17 protein-coding genes are annotated in these 19,344 nt (G+C 73.6%); 7 read left to right on the forward strand and 10 right to left on the reverse strand.

From position 1 onward, the window contains the following. The first annotated feature begins 31 nt into the window (after positions 1-31). The 4 genes from CBP52_RS10390 to CBP52_RS10405 all read left to right on the forward strand — a co-directional run bounded on the left by CBP52_RS10390 (position 32) and on the right by CBP52_RS10405 (position 3,915). Positions 32-2,104 (forward strand): bifunctional diguanylate cyclase/phosphodiesterase, encoded by a 2,073-nt coding sequence (locus CBP52_RS10390; protein ID WP_232514440.1) that lies wholly within the window; start codon positions 32-34, stop codon positions 2,102-2,104. A gap of 108 nt (positions 2,105-2,212) precedes the next feature. Continuing rightward, a complete protein-coding gene (locus CBP52_RS10395; protein ID WP_094180882.1) occupies positions 2,213-2,893 on the forward strand; it encodes a TasA family protein in 681 nt (226 codons plus the stop codon). A 124-nt stretch (positions 2,894-3,017) separates the two neighbouring features. Further along, positions 3,018-3,623, forward strand: a complete 606-nt coding sequence (locus CBP52_RS10400) for a signal peptidase I (protein ID WP_232514441.1) — start codon at positions 3,018-3,020, stop codon at positions 3,621-3,623. Then, entirely contained in the window at positions 3,604-3,915 is a 312-nt protein-coding gene (locus CBP52_RS10405; protein WP_094180883.1) for a hypothetical protein, read from the forward strand. The genes CBP52_RS10400 and CBP52_RS10405 overlap by 20 nt, the downstream gene beginning before the upstream one ends. Positions 3,916-3,931: 16 nt before the next feature. On the opposite strand, the gene CBP52_RS10410 is transcribed toward CBP52_RS10405, so the two are convergent. Genes CBP52_RS10410 through CBP52_RS10430 form a run of 6 tightly spaced genes read right to left on the reverse strand, consistent with a single transcriptional unit; the run spans position 3,932 to position 10,256 of the window. Continuing rightward, positions 3,932-5,731, reverse strand: a complete 1,800-nt coding sequence (locus CBP52_RS10410) for a cell wall metabolism sensor histidine kinase WalK (RefSeq protein ID WP_094180884.1) — start codon at positions 5,729-5,731, stop codon at positions 3,932-3,934. After that, positions 5,728-5,907 carry a hypothetical protein gene (locus CBP52_RS17585; RefSeq protein WP_157732574.1) on the reverse strand — a complete coding sequence of 60 codons (180 nt, stop codon included), beginning with the start codon at positions 5,905-5,907 and terminating at the stop codon, positions 5,728-5,730. Before CBP52_RS17585 ends, CBP52_RS10410 begins: the two co-directional genes overlap by 4 nt. Beyond that, complete coding sequence (locus CBP52_RS10415; RefSeq protein WP_094182320.1) at positions 5,904-7,394, reverse strand: glycosyltransferase family 2 protein; 1,491 nt, start codon at positions 7,392-7,394, stop codon at positions 5,904-5,906. Before CBP52_RS10415 ends, CBP52_RS17585 begins: the two co-directional genes overlap by 4 nt. Then, positions 7,394-8,137 (reverse strand): PHP domain-containing protein, encoded by a 744-nt coding sequence (locus CBP52_RS10420; protein ID WP_094180885.1) that lies wholly within the window; start codon positions 8,135-8,137, stop codon positions 7,394-7,396. The genes CBP52_RS10415 and CBP52_RS10420 overlap by 1 nt, the downstream gene beginning before the upstream one ends. Then, entirely contained in the window at positions 8,137-9,150 is a 1,014-nt protein-coding gene (locus CBP52_RS10425) for an ATP-grasp domain-containing protein (RefSeq protein ID WP_094180886.1), read from the reverse strand. Before CBP52_RS10425 ends, CBP52_RS10420 begins: the two co-directional genes overlap by 1 nt. Beyond that, positions 9,147-10,256 carry a response regulator gene (locus CBP52_RS10430; protein ID WP_232514442.1) on the reverse strand — a complete coding sequence of 370 codons (1,110 nt, stop codon included), beginning with the start codon at positions 10,254-10,256 and terminating at the stop codon, positions 9,147-9,149. The genes CBP52_RS10425 and CBP52_RS10430 overlap by 4 nt, the downstream gene beginning before the upstream one ends. A 288-nt stretch (positions 10,257-10,544) precedes the next feature. Here CBP52_RS10430 and CBP52_RS10435 point away from each other — a divergent pair, with 288 nt between their 5' ends. Both CBP52_RS10435 and CBP52_RS10440 read left to right on the forward strand, forming a co-directional pair. Continuing rightward, complete coding sequence (locus tag CBP52_RS10435; RefSeq protein ID WP_094180888.1) at positions 10,545-11,720, forward strand: LLM class flavin-dependent oxidoreductase; 1,176 nt, start codon at positions 10,545-10,547, stop codon at positions 11,718-11,720. 23 nt (positions 11,721-11,743) lie between these two features. Beyond that, positions 11,744-12,364 (forward strand): CE1759 family FMN reductase, encoded by a 621-nt coding sequence (locus CBP52_RS10440; protein ID WP_094180889.1) that lies wholly within the window; start codon positions 11,744-11,746, stop codon positions 12,362-12,364. 20 nt (positions 12,365-12,384) lie between these two features. On the opposite strand, the gene CBP52_RS18235 is transcribed toward CBP52_RS10440, so the two are convergent. The 4 genes from CBP52_RS18235 to CBP52_RS10460 all read right to left on the reverse strand — a co-directional run bounded on the left by CBP52_RS18235 (position 12,385) and on the right by CBP52_RS10460 (position 15,777). Further along, positions 12,385-13,245, reverse strand: coding sequence for a M15 family metallopeptidase (locus CBP52_RS18235; protein ID WP_094180890.1), 861 nt, complete (start codon positions 13,243-13,245; stop codon positions 12,385-12,387). Positions 13,246-13,274: 29 nt separating this feature from the next. Next, positions 13,275-13,550 carry an adhesin gene (locus tag CBP52_RS10450; RefSeq protein WP_094180891.1) on the reverse strand — a complete coding sequence of 92 codons (276 nt, stop codon included), beginning with the start codon at positions 13,548-13,550 and terminating at the stop codon, positions 13,275-13,277. A 145-nt stretch (positions 13,551-13,695) separates the two neighbouring features. Continuing rightward, entirely contained in the window at positions 13,696-15,174 is a 1,479-nt protein-coding gene (locus CBP52_RS10455) for a hypothetical protein (RefSeq protein WP_094180892.1), read from the reverse strand. Between the two features lie 9 nt (positions 15,175-15,183). Then, on the reverse strand, positions 15,184-15,777 hold the full coding sequence (locus CBP52_RS10460) for an NUDIX domain-containing protein (protein ID WP_094180893.1): 594 nt from the start codon (positions 15,775-15,777) through the stop codon (positions 15,184-15,186). A 269-nt stretch (positions 15,778-16,046) separates the two neighbouring features. On the opposite strand from CBP52_RS10460, the gene CBP52_RS10465 reads away from it, so the two are divergent. Continuing rightward, positions 16,047-19,310: a glycoside hydrolase family 48 protein gene (locus tag CBP52_RS10465; RefSeq protein WP_094180894.1), complete on the forward strand. Its 3,264-nt coding sequence runs from the start codon at positions 16,047-16,049 to the stop codon at positions 19,308-19,310. Positions 19,311-19,344: the final 34 nt, after the last annotated feature.

Consider the following 19,344-nt stretch of genomic DNA (forward strand, 5'->3'; position numbering starts at 1 on the left):
GTAGGGACCGGGCGGACCGGAGGGAGGCCCCGTGGCGCGAGCCGCCGCACGGCGACGCTGGTCGCTCACGCGCTACTTCGGCGTCGTGAGCTTCCTCGCCATGGCCGCCCTCGGCGTCGCGCTCGTGTGGATGACCGGGCGGGTCATGCACGAGCAGTCGGTGCGCGACGGCACGCAGTCGGCGGCCTCGGTCATGGCGTACGCCGCCGCACCGCTGCCGCCCGGGGCGTTCGACATCGCGGTGCTGAGCGACGCGCAGCACGAGTCCGTGCGCAGCGCGACCTCGCTGTTCTCGTCGCGCCTCGTCGAGCTGCGGCTGTGGAGCACCGCGGGCGCGCTGATGTACAGCTCGACCGACGCCACCGTGGGCTTCCCGGACACCGAGCGGCTCGCGCAGGTGCTCGCCGACGGTGAGGCCGACGCGCAGGTGCTCGACGACGTCAACCAGGTGGACTCGATCGGCACGGGTGCGACCGTCACCGAGGTGCTCGACGTGTACGTGCCCGTGCGGGCGTCGGACGCGCGGGACCTGGCGGGCGCGGTGATCGGCACACCGCTGCCCTCCGCCGCACCGGGTGCGGGCGGCTCCGATCCGGTGATCGGCGCGGCCGAGATCGTGCTCGACCACACCGAGGCGGTCGCCACGCTCGCGCAGGCCCGCGGCACCGTCACGCTCGTCGTCGGCGGCGGGCTGGTCGCCCTGTGGCTCCTGCTGTTCCGCACCGTGCACGCGACGTCCAAGCGCCTGCAGGCGTCGGCGATGGAGAACGCGCGGCTCGCGCTGCTCGACTCGCTGACCGGCCTGCCGAACCGTCGCCTGCTCGCGGACCGCATGCGTCGCGACGTCGCCGAGGCGCTGCGGTCCGGCGGTCGGGTCGGCCTGGTGCTGCTCGACATCGACCGGTTCAAGGACATCAACGACTCGCTCGGGCACGACCACGGCGACGAGCTGCTCGAGCAGGTCGCGGAGCGGCTGCGCGGCGCGCTGCGCGACGAGGACGTCGTCGCGCGGCTCGGCGGCGACGAGTTCGCGGTGCTCCTGCCCGACGTGCGGTCGGTCGCGAACGCCGAGCGGCTGGCCCGCCGCGTGCGCCAGCTGTTCATCCCGCCGTTCCAGCTCGGGGAGATGTCCCTGCACGTGGAGACGTCCGTGGGGGTCGCGTGCATCCCGGACCACGCGAGCGACGCCTCGTCGCTCATGCGCACCGCGGACGTCGCGATGTACTCCGCCAAGCACCACCGCACGGGCGTCGCGGTGTACGACCCCGACGAGGACCACTCCTCGCCGCAGCGCCTCGTCCTGCTGGGCGACCTGCACCACGCGATCGAGGCGCCGGTCGGCGAGTCCGAGCTCGTCATGCACTACCAGCCGAAGGTGTCCCTCGAGACGGGCCGCCCCGTCGGGTACGAGGCGCTGATGCGCTGGGACCACCCGACGCGCGGGCTGCTGCTGCCGGGCGCGTTCATCCCGCTGGCGGAGCAGTCGGGCCTCATCCACGAGCTCACCCGGTTCGCGCTGACCAGCGCGATCACCCAGCTCGCACGGTGGCGCGAGGCGGGCACGCCGCTGCCGGTCGCGGTCAACCTGTCCGCGCACGACGTCACGACGACCGCGGTGGTCGACGCGATCGAGAGGCTCCTGGTCGAGCACGACGTGCCCGCGGCGCTGCTCGAGGTCGAGATCACCGAGACCGCGCTCGTCGCGGACCCCTCGCGCATCGTGCCCGTGCTGGAGCGGCTCGGCGCGCTGGGCGTGCACGTCGCGATCGACGACTTCGGCATCGGCAACACGTCCATCTCGCAGCTGCGCGACCTGCCCGTCGGCGAGCTCAAGATCGACCGGCTGTTCGTCGCCGACCTGCGCGACGGCGACGGCGAGCGGTCCGAGGTCGTCGTGCAGGCCATGGTCGACCTGGCGCACTCGTTCGGTCTGCGCGTCGTCGCCGAGGGCGTCGAGGACGAGCAGACCGCGGCGACGCTGCGCCGGCTCGGGGTCGACCGCGCCCAGGGGTTCTGGTACTCCCCCGCCGTGCCGCCCGAGGAGGTCCCCGCAGCGGAGCGTCCCGCGCGCGCGCCACGCGTGCGGGGCGCCCGGGGCGCGTGAGATCATCCGGAGGAAGTCGGGCCAACCGCTCAAGTCACGGGGCCGCCGCGTCGATGAGCCGAATACCCGTGGTGTCAGCCGAGACCCGCCCGAGGGGGGAACCGCACGATGATGGACGACCTGATCGAGGAGATGGTCAACCCTGCCCCGGCGCAGGCCGACAAGGCCCGCCGGCGCCGCCTGTGGGCGACCGTCACGATCGTCGGCCTGGCGGCCCTGGGCGTCACCTCGCTGACCACGTCGGCGCTGTTCACCGACCAGGAGAAGGCGAACGACGCGATCACCACCGGCCGCGTGAACCTCGAGCTCGGCCAGCTCGAGTTCTCGGTGCCGGTCGACAACATGCTCCCCGGGGCGTCGGTCGTCGCGCCGGTCACGGTCAGCAACAACGGCTCGCTGCGCTACCAGTACGCGATCAGCTACCGCGCGGACGACCGCTCGGGTGACACGGCGGACCTGTCGAGCGCGCTGCGCGTCAGCATCTACGACACGTCGACGTGCACGCTCGCGGGGACCGCGACGGCGTCCGACCGCATCGGCCAGAGCGGCGCTCCCGGCACGTTCGGGCTCGCGACGAGCGACACCCCGATCGTCGGGACGCCCGGCGTCGACGAGGCGACCGGCAACCGGTTCCTCAACGCGACCGCGTCCGAGGACCTGTGCGTCCGCATCGACTTCGACGAGACCGCCGACAACTCCTTCCAGGACACGTCGACCACGCTCGAGCTGACCTTCGACGCGCGCCAGATCACGTTCGACCCGGCCGACCCCGACGAGTCCGACGCCTGACCCCTGCGCGATGCCTCGTCCGCCGCGGCAACCGATCCGGCTCGAGGGCGAGCGGCGCGCACAGCGCCGCCCGACCCGCCCCGAGCCGGCTCGGCGTCGTCCCCGGTGGCGTCTGCTGACGTCCGTGGCGCTGTGGACGGTCGTCGCGGTCGGGACGCTCGCGTTCACCGCGTCGCTCGCCGTCCCGCTGTGGTTCCAGGCGCGCGACCAGCGCCTGCTCATCGTCACGTCGGGGTCGATGTCGCCCGTGTTCGACGCGGGTGACGCGGTCGTCATGCGCAAGGTCGACGACCCGTCCCAGCTCAAGGTCGGCCAGATCATCTCGTTCTGGCCGCTGGGCTCCCGGCAGATGGTGACCCACCGCATCGTCGACCTGGTCAGCCTGCCGAAGCTCGAGCAGGACGCCACGGGGACGATGGTCGAGGTGCGCGACGCCGCCGGCGACGTGATCACGAGCCCGTACATCGTGACGAAGGGCGACGCGAACGCGGAGAACGACCCGAACGCGACGCCGTACACGCGCGTGCGCGGCATCGTGCTCGACGTGCACCCCGGGTGGGGATGGGTGCTGCAGTGGGCGAGCTCCGCGGTCGGACGGGCCGTGATGCTCGTGCCGCCGCTGCTCGCCCTGGGCGTCCTCGAGCTGCTCGCGGTGCGTGAGGTGCGCGCCAACCGTCCCCGCACACCGCCACCGGACGAGAGGTACCTCGATGCGGTCCTCCACGGCTGAGCACTGCGCCGGTCACGGCGCTGAGGACGGCACTGAGCACGGCACTGAGCACGGCACTGAGCACGGCGCTGAGGACGGGCGTGCGCGCCGGGAGTTCCTCGCGGTCGACCGCGGGTCGCTGGTCCGGCTCGTCGTGACGGTGCTGCTCGGCCTCGCCGCGCTCGTCGGACCCCGGCTGACGCCCACGGCCGCGCAGTTCACCGACTCGGTCGAGGTCCCGGCGACCGTGGGCACGGCGGTCGACTTCGCACCCGCGCCGCTCGACGCGCCGGCGCCGAGCGCGACCCCCTGACGGCCCGCGGCGCCCGTCAGCCGCGCGGGGCCTCCGGCTGCGCCGGCAGGCGCACGGTCATCGTCGTGCCCTCCCCCAGGGTGCTCGCGACGCCCAGCGTCCCACCGTGCGCGTCGACCACCGCCTTGGCGATCGACAGCCCGAGCCCGACGCCCGGGACGGCGCCGCGCTGCGCGGACGCCGCGCGGAAGAACCGCTGGGTGAGCCGTGCGATCTCGTCGGGCGCGATGCCGACGCCGGAGTCGCTGACCTCCAGGACGGCGCCCGTCCGCCCCGACTCGTCGGGAGGGCCGGGCGCGACCGACACCACGACCATGCCCCCGGGCCGTGTGAACTTGATCGCGTTGGTCAGCAGGTTGTCGACGACCTGCGCGAGCCGGGTCGCGTCGGCCACCACGGGGGTCGGCGCGACGTCCTGCGTGAGCGTGACGCTCGCGTTCTGCGCGGCGTACGCGGCGGAGGCCACCGAGGACCGCACCACGTCGGCGAGGTCGATCCGCGTGGGGGAGACCTGGAACGTGCCCGCGTCCACCTGCGCGGTCAGCAGCAGGTCGCTGACGAGCCGCAGCTGGCGGCGCGCGTTGCGCTCGATGATCGTCACGTACTCGCGCTGCTCGTCGGACAGCGGGTCCGGCCCGTCCTGCAGGAGCTCGAGGTAGCCGAGCACCGCGGTCAGGGGCGTGCGCAGCTCGTGGCTGACGAGGCTGACGAACTGGTCCTTGAACGCGGCCGCCTCGCGCTCGGCGGTGACGTCGGTGGCGACGACGACGAACCCGCTGCTCGCCCCGTCGCCCTCGACGCGACGCGTGACCGCGAGCCCCACGGTCCGGCGCTCGCCGTCGCGCCGCACCCACGTCCAGTCGCGCACGTTCGAGCCGTCGCCCCGCGCGGGGGACACGACCACGTCGAGCAGACGCCGGTCGGCCTGCTCGCCCTCGCCGCGCACGTCGTGGCCGGTCGCGCTGCGGTACCGCTCGCGCAGCTCGTCCTGGTCGTGCAGCGCGGTGAGCCGCAGGCGGCCGACCACGGAGCCCTGCGCGTGACCGAGCAGGCGCTCGGCTCCCGCGTTGAACACCTGGATCACGCCGTCGGCGTCGGTCGCGATGATCGCCTGCTCGGTCGCGGAGTCGATCACCGCGACCATCTGCTCGAGCGCGGACTCGCGGGCCGCGGCGACGCGCGCGATCACCTCCGCGTCGGTGCGCACCAGGTCGAGCAGCTCGTCCTGGTCCACGCGCAACCGGTCGAGCGCGGCGTTGCGCACCCGCAGACGCTCGGTGGTCTCGTGCGAGACGAGCGCGAGGACGAACGCGACGAGCGCGACGACGACGGCGCGCGCGACGGTGAGGGAGGTGAACGTGCTCGGGTCGAGGACGGCGGGCGTGAACACGACGAGGACGACGCACACCGTCGCGAGCGTCACGCCCCGTCGCCCGCGCTGGGACGCGAGCGTGAGCACCGGGATGAACAGCAGCGCCGCGAACACCGAGCCGGGCCCTCCCGTGCCGGCCCGCAGCAGCGAGACCGCGCCGAGCGAGACCACGGGCAGCACGTCCGCCGCCCACGCCGGCCACCGGCTCCACGGCAGCGTGACCGCGAGCACCAGCACGGCGACGGTCACGACCGCGGACGCGAGCACGAGCGTCGGGTCGACGACCACGTCGACGACCGCCAGGACGACCATGGCGATGGCGAAGGAGAGCACGAACGGCAGCTGCCGCTCGACGACGCCCGCCTCGGGGCCGGTGTACCGCGAGACGAACCGCAGGAACCGCGAGCCGCGCCTGCGGCGGTCCACTGCCGGTGGCGTGCTCATCGCAGCGTCGACAGCAGCGCGAGGACGGCGAGGGTCACGACGGCCGCGACGAGCCCGACGGCGAGCACCCGGCGCTCGGCGCGCGCGTCGGCGCGGATCTCGCGCTCCAGGGCGCGCTGGTCCAGCCGCACGGGCGGCTGCCCGCTCGTCGGACCCGCCATGCCACGACCCGTCATCCCACGACCCGTCCCGTCTTCTCGGTCTTGTCCCACTGCGCGGAGGCCCCGCGCCACTGCTTGACGTACGCGTCCAGCGTGATGGCGCACAGCACGGGGCCGTAGCCGATCACGTACAGCAGCGGCGTGGCGAGCACCTTGACGCCGCGCACGCCGTCGACGGCCCGCACGACGGGCGCGACGAGCATCGCGACGAGCGGCCACGCGTACAGCGCGAGCTGCCACGCGTCGCGCCCCTCGTCGGTCATCCGCAGGCCGAACAGCGCCGGCACGCGCTCCTCCCACAGGCCGGGCACCCACGCGGCGGTCATGACGACGAGCGCCAGCAGGCCCGGGAACGTGAACGCCTGGAACCACGCCCGGCCCGCGGTCTCGCGGTCGAGCAGGAGCGTCGTGACGGTGATGTACACGTACGCGACGACCCCGAGCCACCACAGGGCACGGAACGCGGTCAGCGCGACCGCCGAGTCGAGCAGGTGCAGCCCGACGAGGCCGGCGGTCGCCAGGACGATCGCGACGGGCAGCATGTAGACGGAGAACCAGATGAGCCCGAACGTCCAGGACCCGAGCCGCTGCCCGCCGCGGCGCAGCGGCCACGGGCGGCGGAACCACACGTCGGAGAACCGCCGCGTGATCTGGACGTTGCCGCGCGCCCAGCGCACGCGCTGCTTCCACAGCGCACGCACGGAGTCCGGCTCCTCGGCCGCCACGACCGCCGCGGGCTCGAACACCACCTCGCGGCCGTCGAGCTGGGTGAGGAACGTGGTGAACGTGTCCTCGGCGAGGGTGGTGGTGTCGACACGGCCGCCGATCGACGCGAGGTTCGTGCGCGAGTGCAGCTGCGCACCGCCCGCGAGGCACGCCATCGCGCCGAGCACGTTCTGCGCGCGGCGTGCCGCGGCCTGCGCCGTCACGTACTCGTAGCCGATGAACCGTGCGACCGAGCCGGGCCGCGCGCTGCCCTCGCGGATGTAGGCGGTGACCGCGCCGACGCGCTCGTCGGCGAGGTGCCGCGTCATCTTGCGCAGCGCGTCGGGGCGGTAGATGACGTCGGCGTCCATGATGAGCAGCGCCTGCATCCAGTCGTCCGCGAGCGCCCGCTCGATGCCGTGGTTGAGCGTGTGCGCCTTGCCCTGACCGCCCTGTGCGCGGCGTAGGTGCACGATCCGGCCCGGGTGCTCGGCGGCCTTGGCCTGGACGACCTGCGGGGTGTCGTCGGTCGAGGCGTCGTCGACGACGAACACCCTGAGCCGGTCGGGCGGGTACTCCAGGCGCATGAGCCGCTCGAGCGAGGGCGCGAGCACGGCCCCCTCGTTCCACGCGGGCACGATCACGACGACGCGCGGCAGGTACGGCGAGGCGTCGCGCAGGTGGTTGCGCACCGCGTGGACGGGGACGAGCAGGTACTGCACGAGCCCGACGAGCACGGGGACCGCCCCGCCCGCGACGAGCGCGACGAGCAGCACGACGAGCGCGTCGTGCGCCATCACGGCTCCCCCGCCCCGGCGGACCGCCGGAGCCAGTCGTAGCGGCCGACGTCGCGCGCGTCGTGCGCGTCGGTCGAGGCGACGAGCGGCACACCCGCGGCCCGCCACCGGGCGACCGCGCGCGGTCCCGGGCACCGCCACTTCTCGTTGACCTCGACGAGCGCGCCGGCCGCGAGCGCGGCGGCGGCGATCGCGTCGAGGTGCTCGTCGCTCACGTCGTCCTCCGTCAGGCCGAGCTTGGGGACGAGCGACAGCGGGTGCGCGAGCTGCGCGGCGGGGGTGCGCCGCAGGGCGGCGACCGTCCCGTCGACGAGCATCGCGAGCACGTCGGCCGCTGTCACGTCGCCCGCGGCCATCGCCTCGCGCGTGCGGCGGGGGCTCCACGGACCGTCCGGGCCGGGCAGCTGGTGGTCGGCGAGCAGCACGCGGTCGACGCCGCCGGGGCCGCCCGCGGCGCGCAGCACGTCGGCCGGGGCGTCGACCCCGCCCGCGACGTCGAGGATCTTCGCCTCGACGCCGGTCTCGACGCGCAGACCCGCGGCGCGGGGCAGCCGCGCGAGCGCGTCGAGCCGCTGCGGCACGTCCGCCGTCGTCGCCCGGACGTGGTCGACCATCCGCACGACGCGCAGCCCGCGCTCGAGCGCCGCCGCGAGGTTCTCCTGCGGGGTGCTGACGGCGTCGTCGGAGAACGTCGAGTGGACGTGGTGGTCCTCGGCGGGCGACGGCGGCGCGGACGCGACCATCAGCCCTCCGGCGCGGGCTGCTCGAGCGGTGGCTCGAGCGGTGGCTCGAGCGACGGCAGGACGTCGCACGCGGGCAGGAACACGTCCTCGAGGTAGCGCACGTTGGCGACCTCGACGAACTCCACGTGGCGCGGCACCGGCAGGCCCAGGACCGCGTCGAGCACGAGCGACGGCATGTCGACGCCCGCGGCGATGGTCAGCGGCATGGCACCCGGGAACCGGGGGTTGACCTCGAGCAGCCCGGGTGTGCCGTCGGCCGTGAGCTTGAGCTGCACGTTGGCGACCGTCGTCAGCCCGATCGCCTCCGCGATGGCGGTGGCCGCCGCGACGAGCCGCTCGTCCTGCACCGTGACACCCGCGACCGCCACGCCCGAGTCGACGCGCAGCCGGGAACGCGGCACCGCGGCGACCACGTGGCCGTCGAGGTCCGCGAACACGTCGACGGAGAACTCCTCGCCCGGCAGCAGCTCCTGCACCAGCAGGTCCTCGTCGTCGTGCACCGCGTCGAGCTCGGCCGCCGTCGCGATCACGCGGACACCGCGCGACCCGGCCCCGCGGCGCGGCTTGACGATCACGGGGAACTGCCAGCCGCTGATCGCCTGCGGCGTGCCGACCAGCTCGGTGCGCGGGACGTACGCGACGTGCGCGCACGCGCGCGCGAGCGTCAGCTTGTCGAGCGCGGTCTCGAGCGTGCGCAGCTCGGGTGACGCCACGCGCGTGCCGACCTGCGTGAACCGCTCGCGCTGCGCGGCGATGCGGGGGAGCTCGACGTCGACCGTCGGGTAGAGCACCTCGATGCCGTCCGCGGCGCACAGCTCGACCACGGTGTCGACGAAGTGCGGGGCGAGCCCCGCGGGGACGAGCCGGCGACGCTCGGGCGGCACCAGGTAGATGCCGCTCGCCCAGCGGTCCATGTCCGCGGCGTAGACCTCGACGTCGCCGCGCCGCAGCAGCGAGCGGACCACCGCCACCCCGGCGGGTCCTCCGACCCCGGTCACGAGCACCCGCGTCATGCGTTCACCGATCCGTCCTGCGTGTCGCGGCCGGCGCCGCCGCCGGCCCTGCCTCGGGCCTTGTCGTCGGCGCGCTCGTCGGCGGCCATACGCGCGCCCGACGACGGCACGCCGCCCGCGGCGCGCACCATCTCGAGCGGCTCGACGTAGGTCCCCGTGCCGAACCTCGCCCAGTACCGCGCCGCGGACCGCACCGCGTCGGGGTCCATGTAGACGCGGTGGGACTGCGAGGTGAACGCCGCGAGCATCTCGAGCTTCACGTCGAGGTACCCGTCGACCGTCACGAACCGCGTGGGCCGGTAGTCGATGGTCGAGGACGGGCTCTGGAAGCAGCCGAGCGTGGGCACCTCACGGGACGCGACCTGCACGGCGCGGTGCACCGCCCGGTGGTCCTGGTGCCGGTCGTGCACCGAGTGCGTGTAGACGACCGTGGGCCTGACCTCGGCGACGGTCCGCTCGACCGCGGGGATGAGGTCCGGTGCGGACTCGAGCTGCGTGTCGACGAAGTCGAGCAGGAACAGCCGCGCGCCGACGACGCCCGCGGCCGCGAGCGCCTCGTGCCGCCGGTCCGCGGCGGCGCCGCCGACCGCCCCGCAGGACATCGTGAGCACGACGACCGTGTCGCCCGCGTCGCGGTGGGACGCGAGCGTCGCGCCGATCCCGATCTCGACGTCGTCGGGGTGCGCGCCGACGGCGAGCACGACCGCACCGCGGTCCGCCTCGCGCCGCGCGCGCCCGCGTTCGGCGATCTGCGTGGCGCGCTCGGTGAGGTCCGCCGCGGACACGGGCTTGACCAGGAAGTCGTCGGCCTGCTCGTGCAGCGCGTCGACGGCGTAGTCGACGCTCGCGAACGCGGTCATGACGATGACGGGGAGGCCGGGCACGGCGCGCCGCAGCTCGCGCAGCAGCTCGAGCCCGGACATGCCGGGGAGCTGGATGTCGGTGATGACGAGGTCGACGGGCCTGGTCGTCGCGTGCGCGAGCGCCCCGAGGGCGTCGGTGAGGACGGTCACGGACATCCCGGCGCGGCGCTCGAGCACCGTCCGGACGAACAGCGCCGTGTCGGCGTCGTCCTCGACGACGAGGACCTTGATCTGGCCGTCCACCAACGACGCCCCCCCTTGTCTCCGTGCGGTCATCGCATCACCGGACGGGCCACCCGACAAACGGTCGGAGGGCGAAGCGGCGCGTCTCACGCGAGCACCTGTGGACGAACCGGGACGACCGGGGCGTCGAGACGCGGGTCGTCAGCGCGGCGGGCAGGGAGGATGGGTCCGTGGCGGGGGCGGGGAATAGGGCTCCCCGCCCTAGGGTTGTCGCCAGCAGTACATGCAAACGCATAAATCTGACGGTCGACGAGACCGCCCAGGACCAGCGAAACGAGGCGAGCCGCGATGCAGTTCGGCATCTTCTCCGTCGGTGACGTGACGACCGACCCGACCACCGGCCGCACGCCCGACGACACCGAGCGCGTGCGCGCGATGCTCACGATCGCGAAGCACGCCGACGAGGCGGGCCTCGACGTCTTCGCGACCGGCGAGCACCACAACCCGCCGTTCGTCCCGTCCTCCCCCACCACGATGCTCGGCTACCTCGCGGGCGTCACGAAGCAGATCACGCTGTCCACCGCGACGACGCTCATCACGACGAACGACCCGGTCCGGCTGGCCGAGGAGTACGCGATGCTCCAGGTCATCTCCGACGGCCGGATGGACCTCATGATGGGCCGCGGCAACACCGGCCCGGTCTACCCGTGGTTCGGCCAGGACATCCGGCAGGGCATCCCGCTCGCGATCGAGAACTACGCACTGCTGCGCCGCCTGTGGACCGAGGACGTCGTCGACTGGTCCGGCACGTTCCGCACGCCGCTGCAGGGCTTCACCTCGACCCCGCGCCCGCTCGACGGCGTCGCGCCGTTCGTGTGGCACGGCTCTATCCGCTCGCCCGAGATCGCCGAGCAGGCCGCGTACTACGGCGACGGGTTCCTGCACAACGCGATCTTCTGGCCCATGGAGCACACCGCGCAGATGGTGAACTTCTACCGCCGGCGCTACGAGCACCACGGCCACGGCAGCGCCGACCAGGCGATCGTCGGGCTCGGCGGCCAGGTCTTCATGCGCAAGGACTCGCAGAAGGCGTGGGACGAGTTCCGCCCGTACTTCGACAACGCCCCCGTCTACGGCCACGGCCCGTCGATGGAGGACTTCACGCGCGAGACCCCGCTGACCGTCGGCTCGCCGCAGCAGGTCATCGACCGGTACGGCGCGTTCTGGGAGCAGGTCGGGCACTACCAGCGCCAGCTGTTCCTCATGGACCACGCGGGCCTGCCCCTCAAGACCGTCCTCGAGCAGATCGACCTGCTCGCCGGGGAGGTCGTCCCCGTGCTCCGCCAGGAGGCCGAGGCTCGTCGTCCCGCGCACGTCCCCGCGAACCCCCCGAGCCACGCCGAGCGCGTCGCCGCCGCCCGCGCGGCCGGTGAGGTGCACGCCCAGCCCGTCGCCGCCGCCGACCACTGGACCGGCAGGACCGCCGAGGACGACGTCGCGGCCGCGGACGCGGTGGCACGATGAGCACGCCCCCGATCGGAGGACCCATGGGCCAGGAGCGTTCGCTCGTCGTGATCTCGGCCGGCGTCAGCCAGCCGTCGTCGACCCGCCTGCTCGCGGACCGGCTCGCCGCCGCGACGTCCGACGAGCTCGCCGCACGCGGCCTGCGCGCGAGCGTCACGACGATCGAGCTGCGCGACCTCGCGCACGAGGTGGTCAACATGACGCTCACCGGCTTCGCGTCCGGCGCGCTGGCCGACGCGCTCGCCAAGCTCGCCGCCGCCGACGGCGTGATCGCCGTGACCCCGGTGTTCACGGCGTCCTACGCGGGGCTGTTCAAGTCGTTCGTCGACGTGCTGGACAAGGACGCGCTGGCCGGGATGCCGGTGCTGCTCGGCGCGACCGGCGGCACGGGCCGGCACTCGCTCGTGCTCGAGTACGCGCTGCGGCCGCTGTTCGGCTACCTGCACGCGGACGTCGTCGGGACCGGCGTGTTCGCCGCGACCGACGACTGGGCCGACGGGGGCGGCGACGACGTCAAGCCGCTGCCGGAGCGCATCCGGCGCGCGGGCCGCGAGCTCGCCGAGACCGTCGCCGAGCGTGAGCCCGCCAAGCCCGTCGGCCTGTACGACGCGGTGCCGAGCTTCGAGGACCTGCTGGGTCACTGAGCTCCGCGGCCGCGTCCCCGTCAGCGGTTCGTCGTCGAGAAGTGCTGGTGGTCCACCGGACGGGTCCAGTACCCGCCCCAGGACCAGCCGTGCGCGGCGAAGGCCCGCACCACCTCGTCGTCGGCCAGGATCACCCCCGGGCCCGCGACCCGGTCGAGGAACGCCCGTCCCGCGGGCGGCGCGACGTACGTGCCGCTCACGTACGGGTTCTCGACCGGGTTCACGTCGATCGCGCGGCCGTACGAGTGCTCCGACCAGGCGGTGCCACCCGTGACCGCTCGGCAGTTGAAGGCCGACGTGTTGTCGGCGGCCATCGACGCCTCGTCGTCCGCGCCGAAGTCGTCGACGAGCCGCAGCGAGCGAAGGGGGAACTCGAGGTCGTACAGCCGCTCGAAGACCTGTACGACGCCGGTCGCGACGTCCGCGTGCACGACCAGCTCGCCGTCCCGGACCCGCCCCTCGAAGTCCACGTACCGCAGCCGCAGGTGGCGCAGGTCCGCCAACGGCACCGGGCAGCCCGGTCGCCACGAGGCGTGCATGCGCGCCGCCAACGCCGCGTCGACGCGCGAGACGCTCGCGCGGAACGGCGGGCGTCGGTCGTCGGGCGGGGTCGGTGACGTGCGGGGAGGCCGCGTGGTCCGGGCTGAGGTCGGGCGGGCCGCCGGGCTGGTCCCGGGCGTGCCCGTGACGGACTGCGTGGCCCCCCTCGTGCCGCCCGTCGCGCCGCCCGTCGTGCCGCCCGTCGTGCCGCCCGTCACGGTGGCGGTCGGCCCGGAGCACGCGCCGACCGCCAGGACCGCGACGAGCACCGGCCCGAGCGCGCAGACGACGACCGCCCCGGTGCGGTCCTGCCAGGACCTCCGGGGCGGTCGCCGTGTCATGTCAGGCGGTCGGCGCCGTGCTCAGCGCATCACTGCGCGCTGAGCGTGAACGCCGGGCCGGTGCCCGACGCCTCGACGTCGAGCCGGGAGGCCGCGAGGGTCTCGGCCGTGCGCTCGTCGACGTACACGCGGGCCGTGCCCGCCTCCACGACCTCGTCACCGGGGGTCGGTCCTGCGACCAGCGCGAGGTCGAACGCCCCCGACTCCTGCTCCTCGATGCGCAACCCACCGGACTCGGCGGGCAGGCCCGATCGGGCGGTGAGGGTCTCGACGGCGGTGCGGGCGTTGTCGGTCAGGGTGAGCACGGGGCTCTCCTCTCGTCGCCTGGGGACGAGCGCCACCCACACGCGGGTCCTGCGCGGTGGTGCCGCTCGCCTTCGGTCGACACCACCGTGCCCAGGTCGTCGCCGTCCGGGCAACCGGAGGGTCCGCTGGGCGAGACGGCCCGGCTCAGCGCAGCGCCACCACGTCGTACTCCCCGTTGCCCTCCCGCACGCCCCAGAACATCCCCTCGAACGACGTGGTCCACCGCAGACCGGAGGGCAGCTCGACCCGTCCCGCCGGCTCCCCGTCGAGCGTGAGGGCGCGCAACGACATGACGGTGTCCGAGCCCTCCTCGAACTGCGGCGACACGAGCAGCCGCCGACCGTCGGTGAGCACCTCGGCCACCGAGGACCCCGGCGGCGCGTCGGTCCACAGGAGCCGGCCGTCGGACCCCGCGAACGCCCGGATCACGGCGTCGTCCCAGACGTAGACCACGCCGCGCAGCACCATCGAGCCCGAGGCCGTCCGCCGGTAGGAGTCGGAGCCGTCGTCGTCGCCCTCCGGCACGACCCACCGCCGCTCACCCGTCGCCACGTCCCACAGCGTGAGGCCCTCGTCGTGCGTCAGGAGCACGTCCCCCAGGCTCCCGTCGTCGACGGTGGCGGACACGGGATCGCCCTCGACGGTCGCGACGACGGCCGCGTCCCGGACCACGCGCGTCTGCGTCGCGGACCCGCGGGACGTGGTGAGGAGCAGCGACTGCTCGTCGGAGGACCACCGGTTCCCCACCGCCCTCGCCAGGACCTCGCCCTCGCGTGTCACCAGCCCGAGCGGCGATCCCGACGAGCCGTCGACCCACACGCCGCCGCCCGCGATCGAGAGGCTGATCGGGCCGGCGCCAGCGGCGCCCGCGCCGCCGTCGGCCAGCCGCTTGCGCCACCGCACCGTCCCGTCCACGTCGCTCGCGACGAGCAGCACCTGGCCCGCGCCCTCCCTCGCCGTGACCAGCAGGTCGTCGAGCAGCACGACGTCACGGACGTCCGGCGCCAGGTCGCGGCGCACGTGCTCCGTCCCGTCCGCGAGCCCGAGGACGAGCAGGCGCGCGTAGGTCGCCTCGTCCCGCTCGAGCTCGCCCGTGTCGCCCCACCGGACGCTGCCGTCGGTGTCGAGGCACAGCACCACGTCGCCCCAGGCGCTCGACGTCCCGGTGGCGCACGGCGGCCGCGCGAGCACGGCGTCGTCCGACGTCCGCGCGGTACCGATGGGCGCCGACCACAGCTCACGCCCGTCCTGCGCCGAGTGCACCGCGACCCGCTGCCGGCCGTCCGGCTCGGCCGCGACCGTCATCAACAGGTCGTCGACCGCCTCGAACGCGAGCGGGTTGGCGATCGAGAAGGCCGCTGTCATCCGGTCGCCGACGGGCGGCACCACCCCGTCGACGTCCTGGAGCGCGGCGACGGCCCGACGCTCGCGCGCGTCGAGCACGGCCTGCGCGCCGACGAGGCTCCCGACGACGAGCAGGGCACCCGCGCCGAGGAGGACCGCGCCACGGCGTGACCGGCGCGGCCGGCGCGCCGTGGCGGCGAGCTCGTCGTCGGGTCCGGTGGGCGCGGCGAGGTCAGCCCGGTCCTCGTCCTCGTCGAGCTCGACGCGCTGCATGTCCACGGGCGCAACCTAGACCCGGCGCGCCACGATGTCGGCCACCCGGTCGAGGAATCCCTCCTGCGCCGCGACGACGAGGCCGCGCGCGTCGTCGAGGCGCACCCAGGCGACCCGGTCGACCTCGGGCACCTCGAGCGTGCGGCCGGAGCGCGGCGGCCACTCGACCCGGACGAGGTTGCTCGTCACCGGCGTGCCGCCCGCGGTGCCGTCCGCCCCGGGCCCGCCGACGAGCGTGGCGACCGGCAGGTCCCCCTCGCGGGCCCACGCGTGCACACGCTTGCCGCCGGACTGGCGGACCTCCCCGAGCGGCTCGTCGTCGCGCAGCGGTTGCGGCGGCGCGAACCCGAGCTCCTCGGCGAACTCGCGCAGCGCGGCGGCGTGCGGGTCCTCGTCGGCCTCGACGAGGCCCTTGGGGACGGACCACGCGCGTTCGCGGCGGGCCCAGAACGGGCCGCCCATGTGCGCGAGGAGCACCTCGACGTCGCCGGGCGGGCCGGCGGCGGTCGCACCGGCAGCTGCCCCCGGCCCGGAACCGGTCCCGGGCTCGGGACCCGCAGCGCGAGCGTCCAGGCGGTAGACGAGCAGTCCGGCGCTGACGGGAGCCATCCCTCGATCCTGCCCCCGCTGCGACCTGCGCGTCGCCGTGGTCACGCTCCCACGTGAATCGATTTGGGTGGTTTACGGCCCGGGGGCCACTGGGGATGGTGATCGCGTCCCGCCGTGTCTCGCAGGTGGTCGGCATCGTTGCCCGCCCCAGTCGACGCACGCAGGGGTTCGTGCACCTCCGTCACCGCACCCGTTCCAGCCGGCGGGTGCGAGGGCGACCTCGCGCACGGCTGCGCCCGGCTCGCCCACCAGCCAGAAAGGTACGGACGATGTCCTCTTCGACCCGACGGCGACACGCCTGGGTGGCTCTCGCCGCCCTGAGCGTGTCGTCACTCCTGGCGGCCGGGATCACTCCCGCTGCTGCCGCGACCGGCGGGGGCGCACTGCCCTCGACGGTCTCCGTCCCCGCGGCGTCGCCACTGCGCGCCGCCGTCGACGGGGAGTACGCGCAGCGCTTCCTGGAGCAGTACGACAAGATCAAGGACCCGGCCAACGGGTACTTCTCCCCGCAGGGCATCCCGTACCACTCCGTCGAGACCCTCATCGTCGAGGCGCCGGACTACGGGCACGAGACGACGTCCGAGGCCTACTCCTACTGGATCTGGCTCGAGGCGCTGTACGGCCAGGTGACGGGCGACTGGGCGCCGCTGAACCACGCGTGGGACACCATGGAGAAGTACATGATCCCCGGTTCGGTGGATCAGCCCACGAACTCCTTCTACAACCCGGCCTCCCCCGCGACGTACGCCTCGGAGTACAACCACCCGAGCCAGTACCCGAGCCAGCTGAGCAGCGGCACGAGCGTCGGCACCGACCCGATCGCCAACGAGCTCAAGTCGACGTACGGCACGTCGGACATCTACCAGATGCACTGGCTCGCCGACGTGGACAACGTCTACGGCTTCGGCGTCACGCCGGGTGCCGGCTGCGAGCTCGGCCCGACGGCCACCGGCACGTCGTTCATCAACACCTTCCAGCGCGGCCCGCAGGAGTCGGTCTGGGAGACCGTCCCGCAGCCCAGCTGCGAGGAGTTCAAGTACGGCGGCAAGAACGGCTTCCTCGACCTGTTCACAGGTGACGCCTCCTATGCCAAGCAGTGGAAGTACACCTCGGCGTCCGACGCCGACGCGCGTGCCGTCGAGGCCGTGTACTGGGCCAACAAGTGGGCCACCGAGCAGGGCAAGCAGGCGCAGGTCGCCGCGACGGTCGCGAAGGCCGCCAAGATGGGCGACTACCTGCGGTACACGCTGTTCGACAAGTACTTCAAGACCATCGGCTGCACCTCGCCGTCCTGCCCCGCGGGCTCCGGCAAGAACAGCGCGCACTACCTCCTGTCCTGGTACATGGCGTGGGGTGGCGCGACCGACACGAGCGCCGGCTGGGCGTGGCGCATCGGCTCGTCGCACGCGCACTTCGGCTACCAGAACCCCCTCGCGGCGTACGCGCTGTCGACCGACCCGGCCCTGACGCCGAAGTCGCCGACCGCCAAGGAGGACTGGGCGAAGTCACTCGAGCGTCAGCTCGAGTTCTACACCTGGCTGCAGGCGTCCAACGGCGGCATCGCCGGTGGCGCGACGAACAGCTGGGACGGTGCCTACGCGACGCCGCCGGCCGGCACGCCCACGTTCTACGGCATGGGCTACACCGAGGCGCCCGTCTACAAGGACCCGCCGTCGAACCAGTGGTTCGGCATGCAGGCCTGGGGCGTGCAGCGCGTCGCCGAGCTCTACTACGCGTCGGGCAACGCCAAGGCCAAGGCGATCCTCGACAAGTGGGTCCCCTGGGTGATCGACAACATCTCGACGGACGGCGCGGACTGGAAGGTCCCGAGCACGCTCGTCTGGAACGGCAAGCCGGACACGTGGAACCCGACGAGCCCCACGGGCAACCCGGGCCTGACCGTCTCGGTCAAGGACTACGGCCAGGACGTCGGCGTCGCCGGCGACACCGCCCGTGCCCTGCTCTTCTACGCCGCCAAGTCCGGCGACACCGAGTCGCGTGACACCGCCAAGGCGCTGCTCGACGCGATGTGGGAAAACAACCAGGACGCGCTCGGCGTGGCCACGGAGGAGACGCGCGGCGACTACCTGCGCTTCGACGACACCTACGTCGCGGGCGGCGACGGCGTCTACATCCCGTCGGGCTGGTCGGGCACCATGCCCAACGGCGACGCGATCAAGCCGGGCGTGTCGTTCCTCGACATCCGCTCGTTCTACAAGAACGACCCGGCGTGGTCGAAGATCGAGACGGCGCTGAGCACCGGCGTGGCCCCGAAGTTCACGTACCACCGGTTCTGGTCGCAGACGGCGATCGCGGCGGCCCTGGCCGACTACGACCGCCTGTTCGGCGACGGCACGACGCCGGGCGACACGCAGGCGCCGTCGGTGCCCACGGGTCTGAAGACGACCGCGGTGACCAGCACCTCGGCCACGATCTCGTGGACCGCCTCGACCGACGACGTCGGCGTGACGGGCTACGACATCTACCGCGGCACGACCAAGGTCGGCTCGTCGACCACCACGTCGTTCGCCGACACGGGCCTGACGCCCGCCACGGCGTACTCGTACACCGTGCGGGCCAAGGATGCCGCGGGCAACGTGTCCGCAGCCTCGTCGGCACTCGCCGTCACCACCGAGGCCGGCACCGGCACCGACACGCAGGCGCCCACCGCGCCCACGGGTCTGACCGCCGGCACGGTCACGGAGACGTCGGTCGCGCTGTCCTGGACGGCGTCCACCGACAACGTCGGGGTCGTCGGCTACGACGTCTACCGCGGCACGACGAAGGTCGGCTCCTCGACCACGACGACGTACACGGACACCGGCCTGACCGCCGCGACCGCGTACTCGTACACCGTCCGGGCGAAGGACGCCGCGGGCAACGTCTCCAGCGCGTCGTCGGCCCTCGCGGTCACGACGAAGACCGGCACGGTCGTCGACACGCAGGCGCCGACGGCGCCCACGGGCCTGACGGCGGGCACGGTCACGGAGACCTCGGTGGTGCTGTCCTGGACCGCCTCGACCGACAACGTCGGCGTGACGGGCTACGACATCTACCGCGGTGACACCAAGGTCGGCTCCTCGACCGGCACGACGTACTCGGACACCGGCCTGACCGCCGCGACCGCGTACTCGTACACCGTGCGGGCCAAGGACGCGGCGGGCAACGTCTCGCAGCCGTCCTCCGCGCTGTCGGTCACCACGAAGTCGACCACCACGACCGGCTCGTGCAAGGTCGTGTACAACGCGTCGAGCTGGAACAGCGGCTTCACCGCGTCGATCCGGGTCACCAACACCGGCACGACCGCGCTGAACGGCTGGACGCTGACGTTCCAGTACGCCAACGGCCAGACGCTGCAGCAGGGCTGGAGCGCCGACTGGAGCCAGTCCGGCTCGACCGTGACCGCCAAGAACGCCGCGTGGAACGGCTCGCTGGCCCCCGGCCAGACCGCCGACATCGGCTTCAACGGTGCGCACAACGGCACGAACAACGCTCCGACGGGCTTCACGCTCAACGGCGCCTCGTGCAGCTGACCACCACCTAGCAGGACGACACGGGAGAGCCCCG

It is taken from the genome of Cellulomonas sp. PSBB021, from assembly GCF_002240455.1.
Lineage (GTDB): Bacteria > Actinomycetota > Actinomycetes > Actinomycetales > Cellulomonadaceae > Cellulomonas > Cellulomonas uda.

Bases quoted from the DNA above. Each gene is read 5' to 3' on its own strand.
- CBP52_RS10435 (WP_094180888.1), top strand. From the start codon at position 10,545: ATGCAGTTCGGCATCTTCTCCGTCGGTGACGTGACGACCGACCCGACC.
- CBP52_RS17585 (WP_157732574.1), bottom strand. From the start codon at position 5,907: ATGACGGGTCGTGGCATGGCGGGTCCGACGAGCGGGCAGCCGCCCGTG.
- CBP52_RS10460 (WP_094180893.1), bottom strand. From the start codon at position 15,777: ATGGCTCCCGTCAGCGCCGGACTGCTCGTCTACCGCCTGGACGCTCGC.
- CBP52_RS10395 (WP_094180882.1), top strand. From the start codon at position 2,213: ATGATGGACGACCTGATCGAGGAGATGGTCAACCCTGCCCCGGCGCAG.
- CBP52_RS10410 (WP_094180884.1), bottom strand. From the start codon at position 5,731: ATGAGCACGCCACCGGCAGTGGACCGCCGCAGGCGCGGCTCGCGGTTC.
- CBP52_RS10405 (WP_094180883.1), top strand. From the start codon at position 3,604: ATGCGGTCCTCCACGGCTGAGCACTGCGCCGGTCACGGCGCTGAGGAC.
- CBP52_RS18235 (WP_094180890.1), bottom strand. From the start codon at position 13,245: ATGACACGGCGACCGCCCCGGAGGTCCTGGCAGGACCGCACCGGGGCG.
- CBP52_RS10465 (WP_094180894.1), top strand. From the start codon at position 16,047: ATGTCCTCTTCGACCCGACGGCGACACGCCTGGGTGGCTCTCGCCGCC.
- CBP52_RS10420 (WP_094180885.1), bottom strand. From the start codon at position 8,137: ATGGTCGCGTCCGCGCCGCCGTCGCCCGCCGAGGACCACCACGTCCAC.
- CBP52_RS10440 (WP_094180889.1), top strand. From the start codon at position 11,744: ATGGGCCAGGAGCGTTCGCTCGTCGTGATCTCGGCCGGCGTCAGCCAG.
- CBP52_RS10415 (WP_094182320.1), bottom strand. From the start codon at position 7,394: ATGGCGCACGACGCGCTCGTCGTGCTGCTCGTCGCGCTCGTCGCGGGC.
- CBP52_RS10425 (WP_094180886.1), bottom strand. From the start codon at position 9,150: ATGACGCGGGTGCTCGTGACCGGGGTCGGAGGACCCGCCGGGGTGGCG.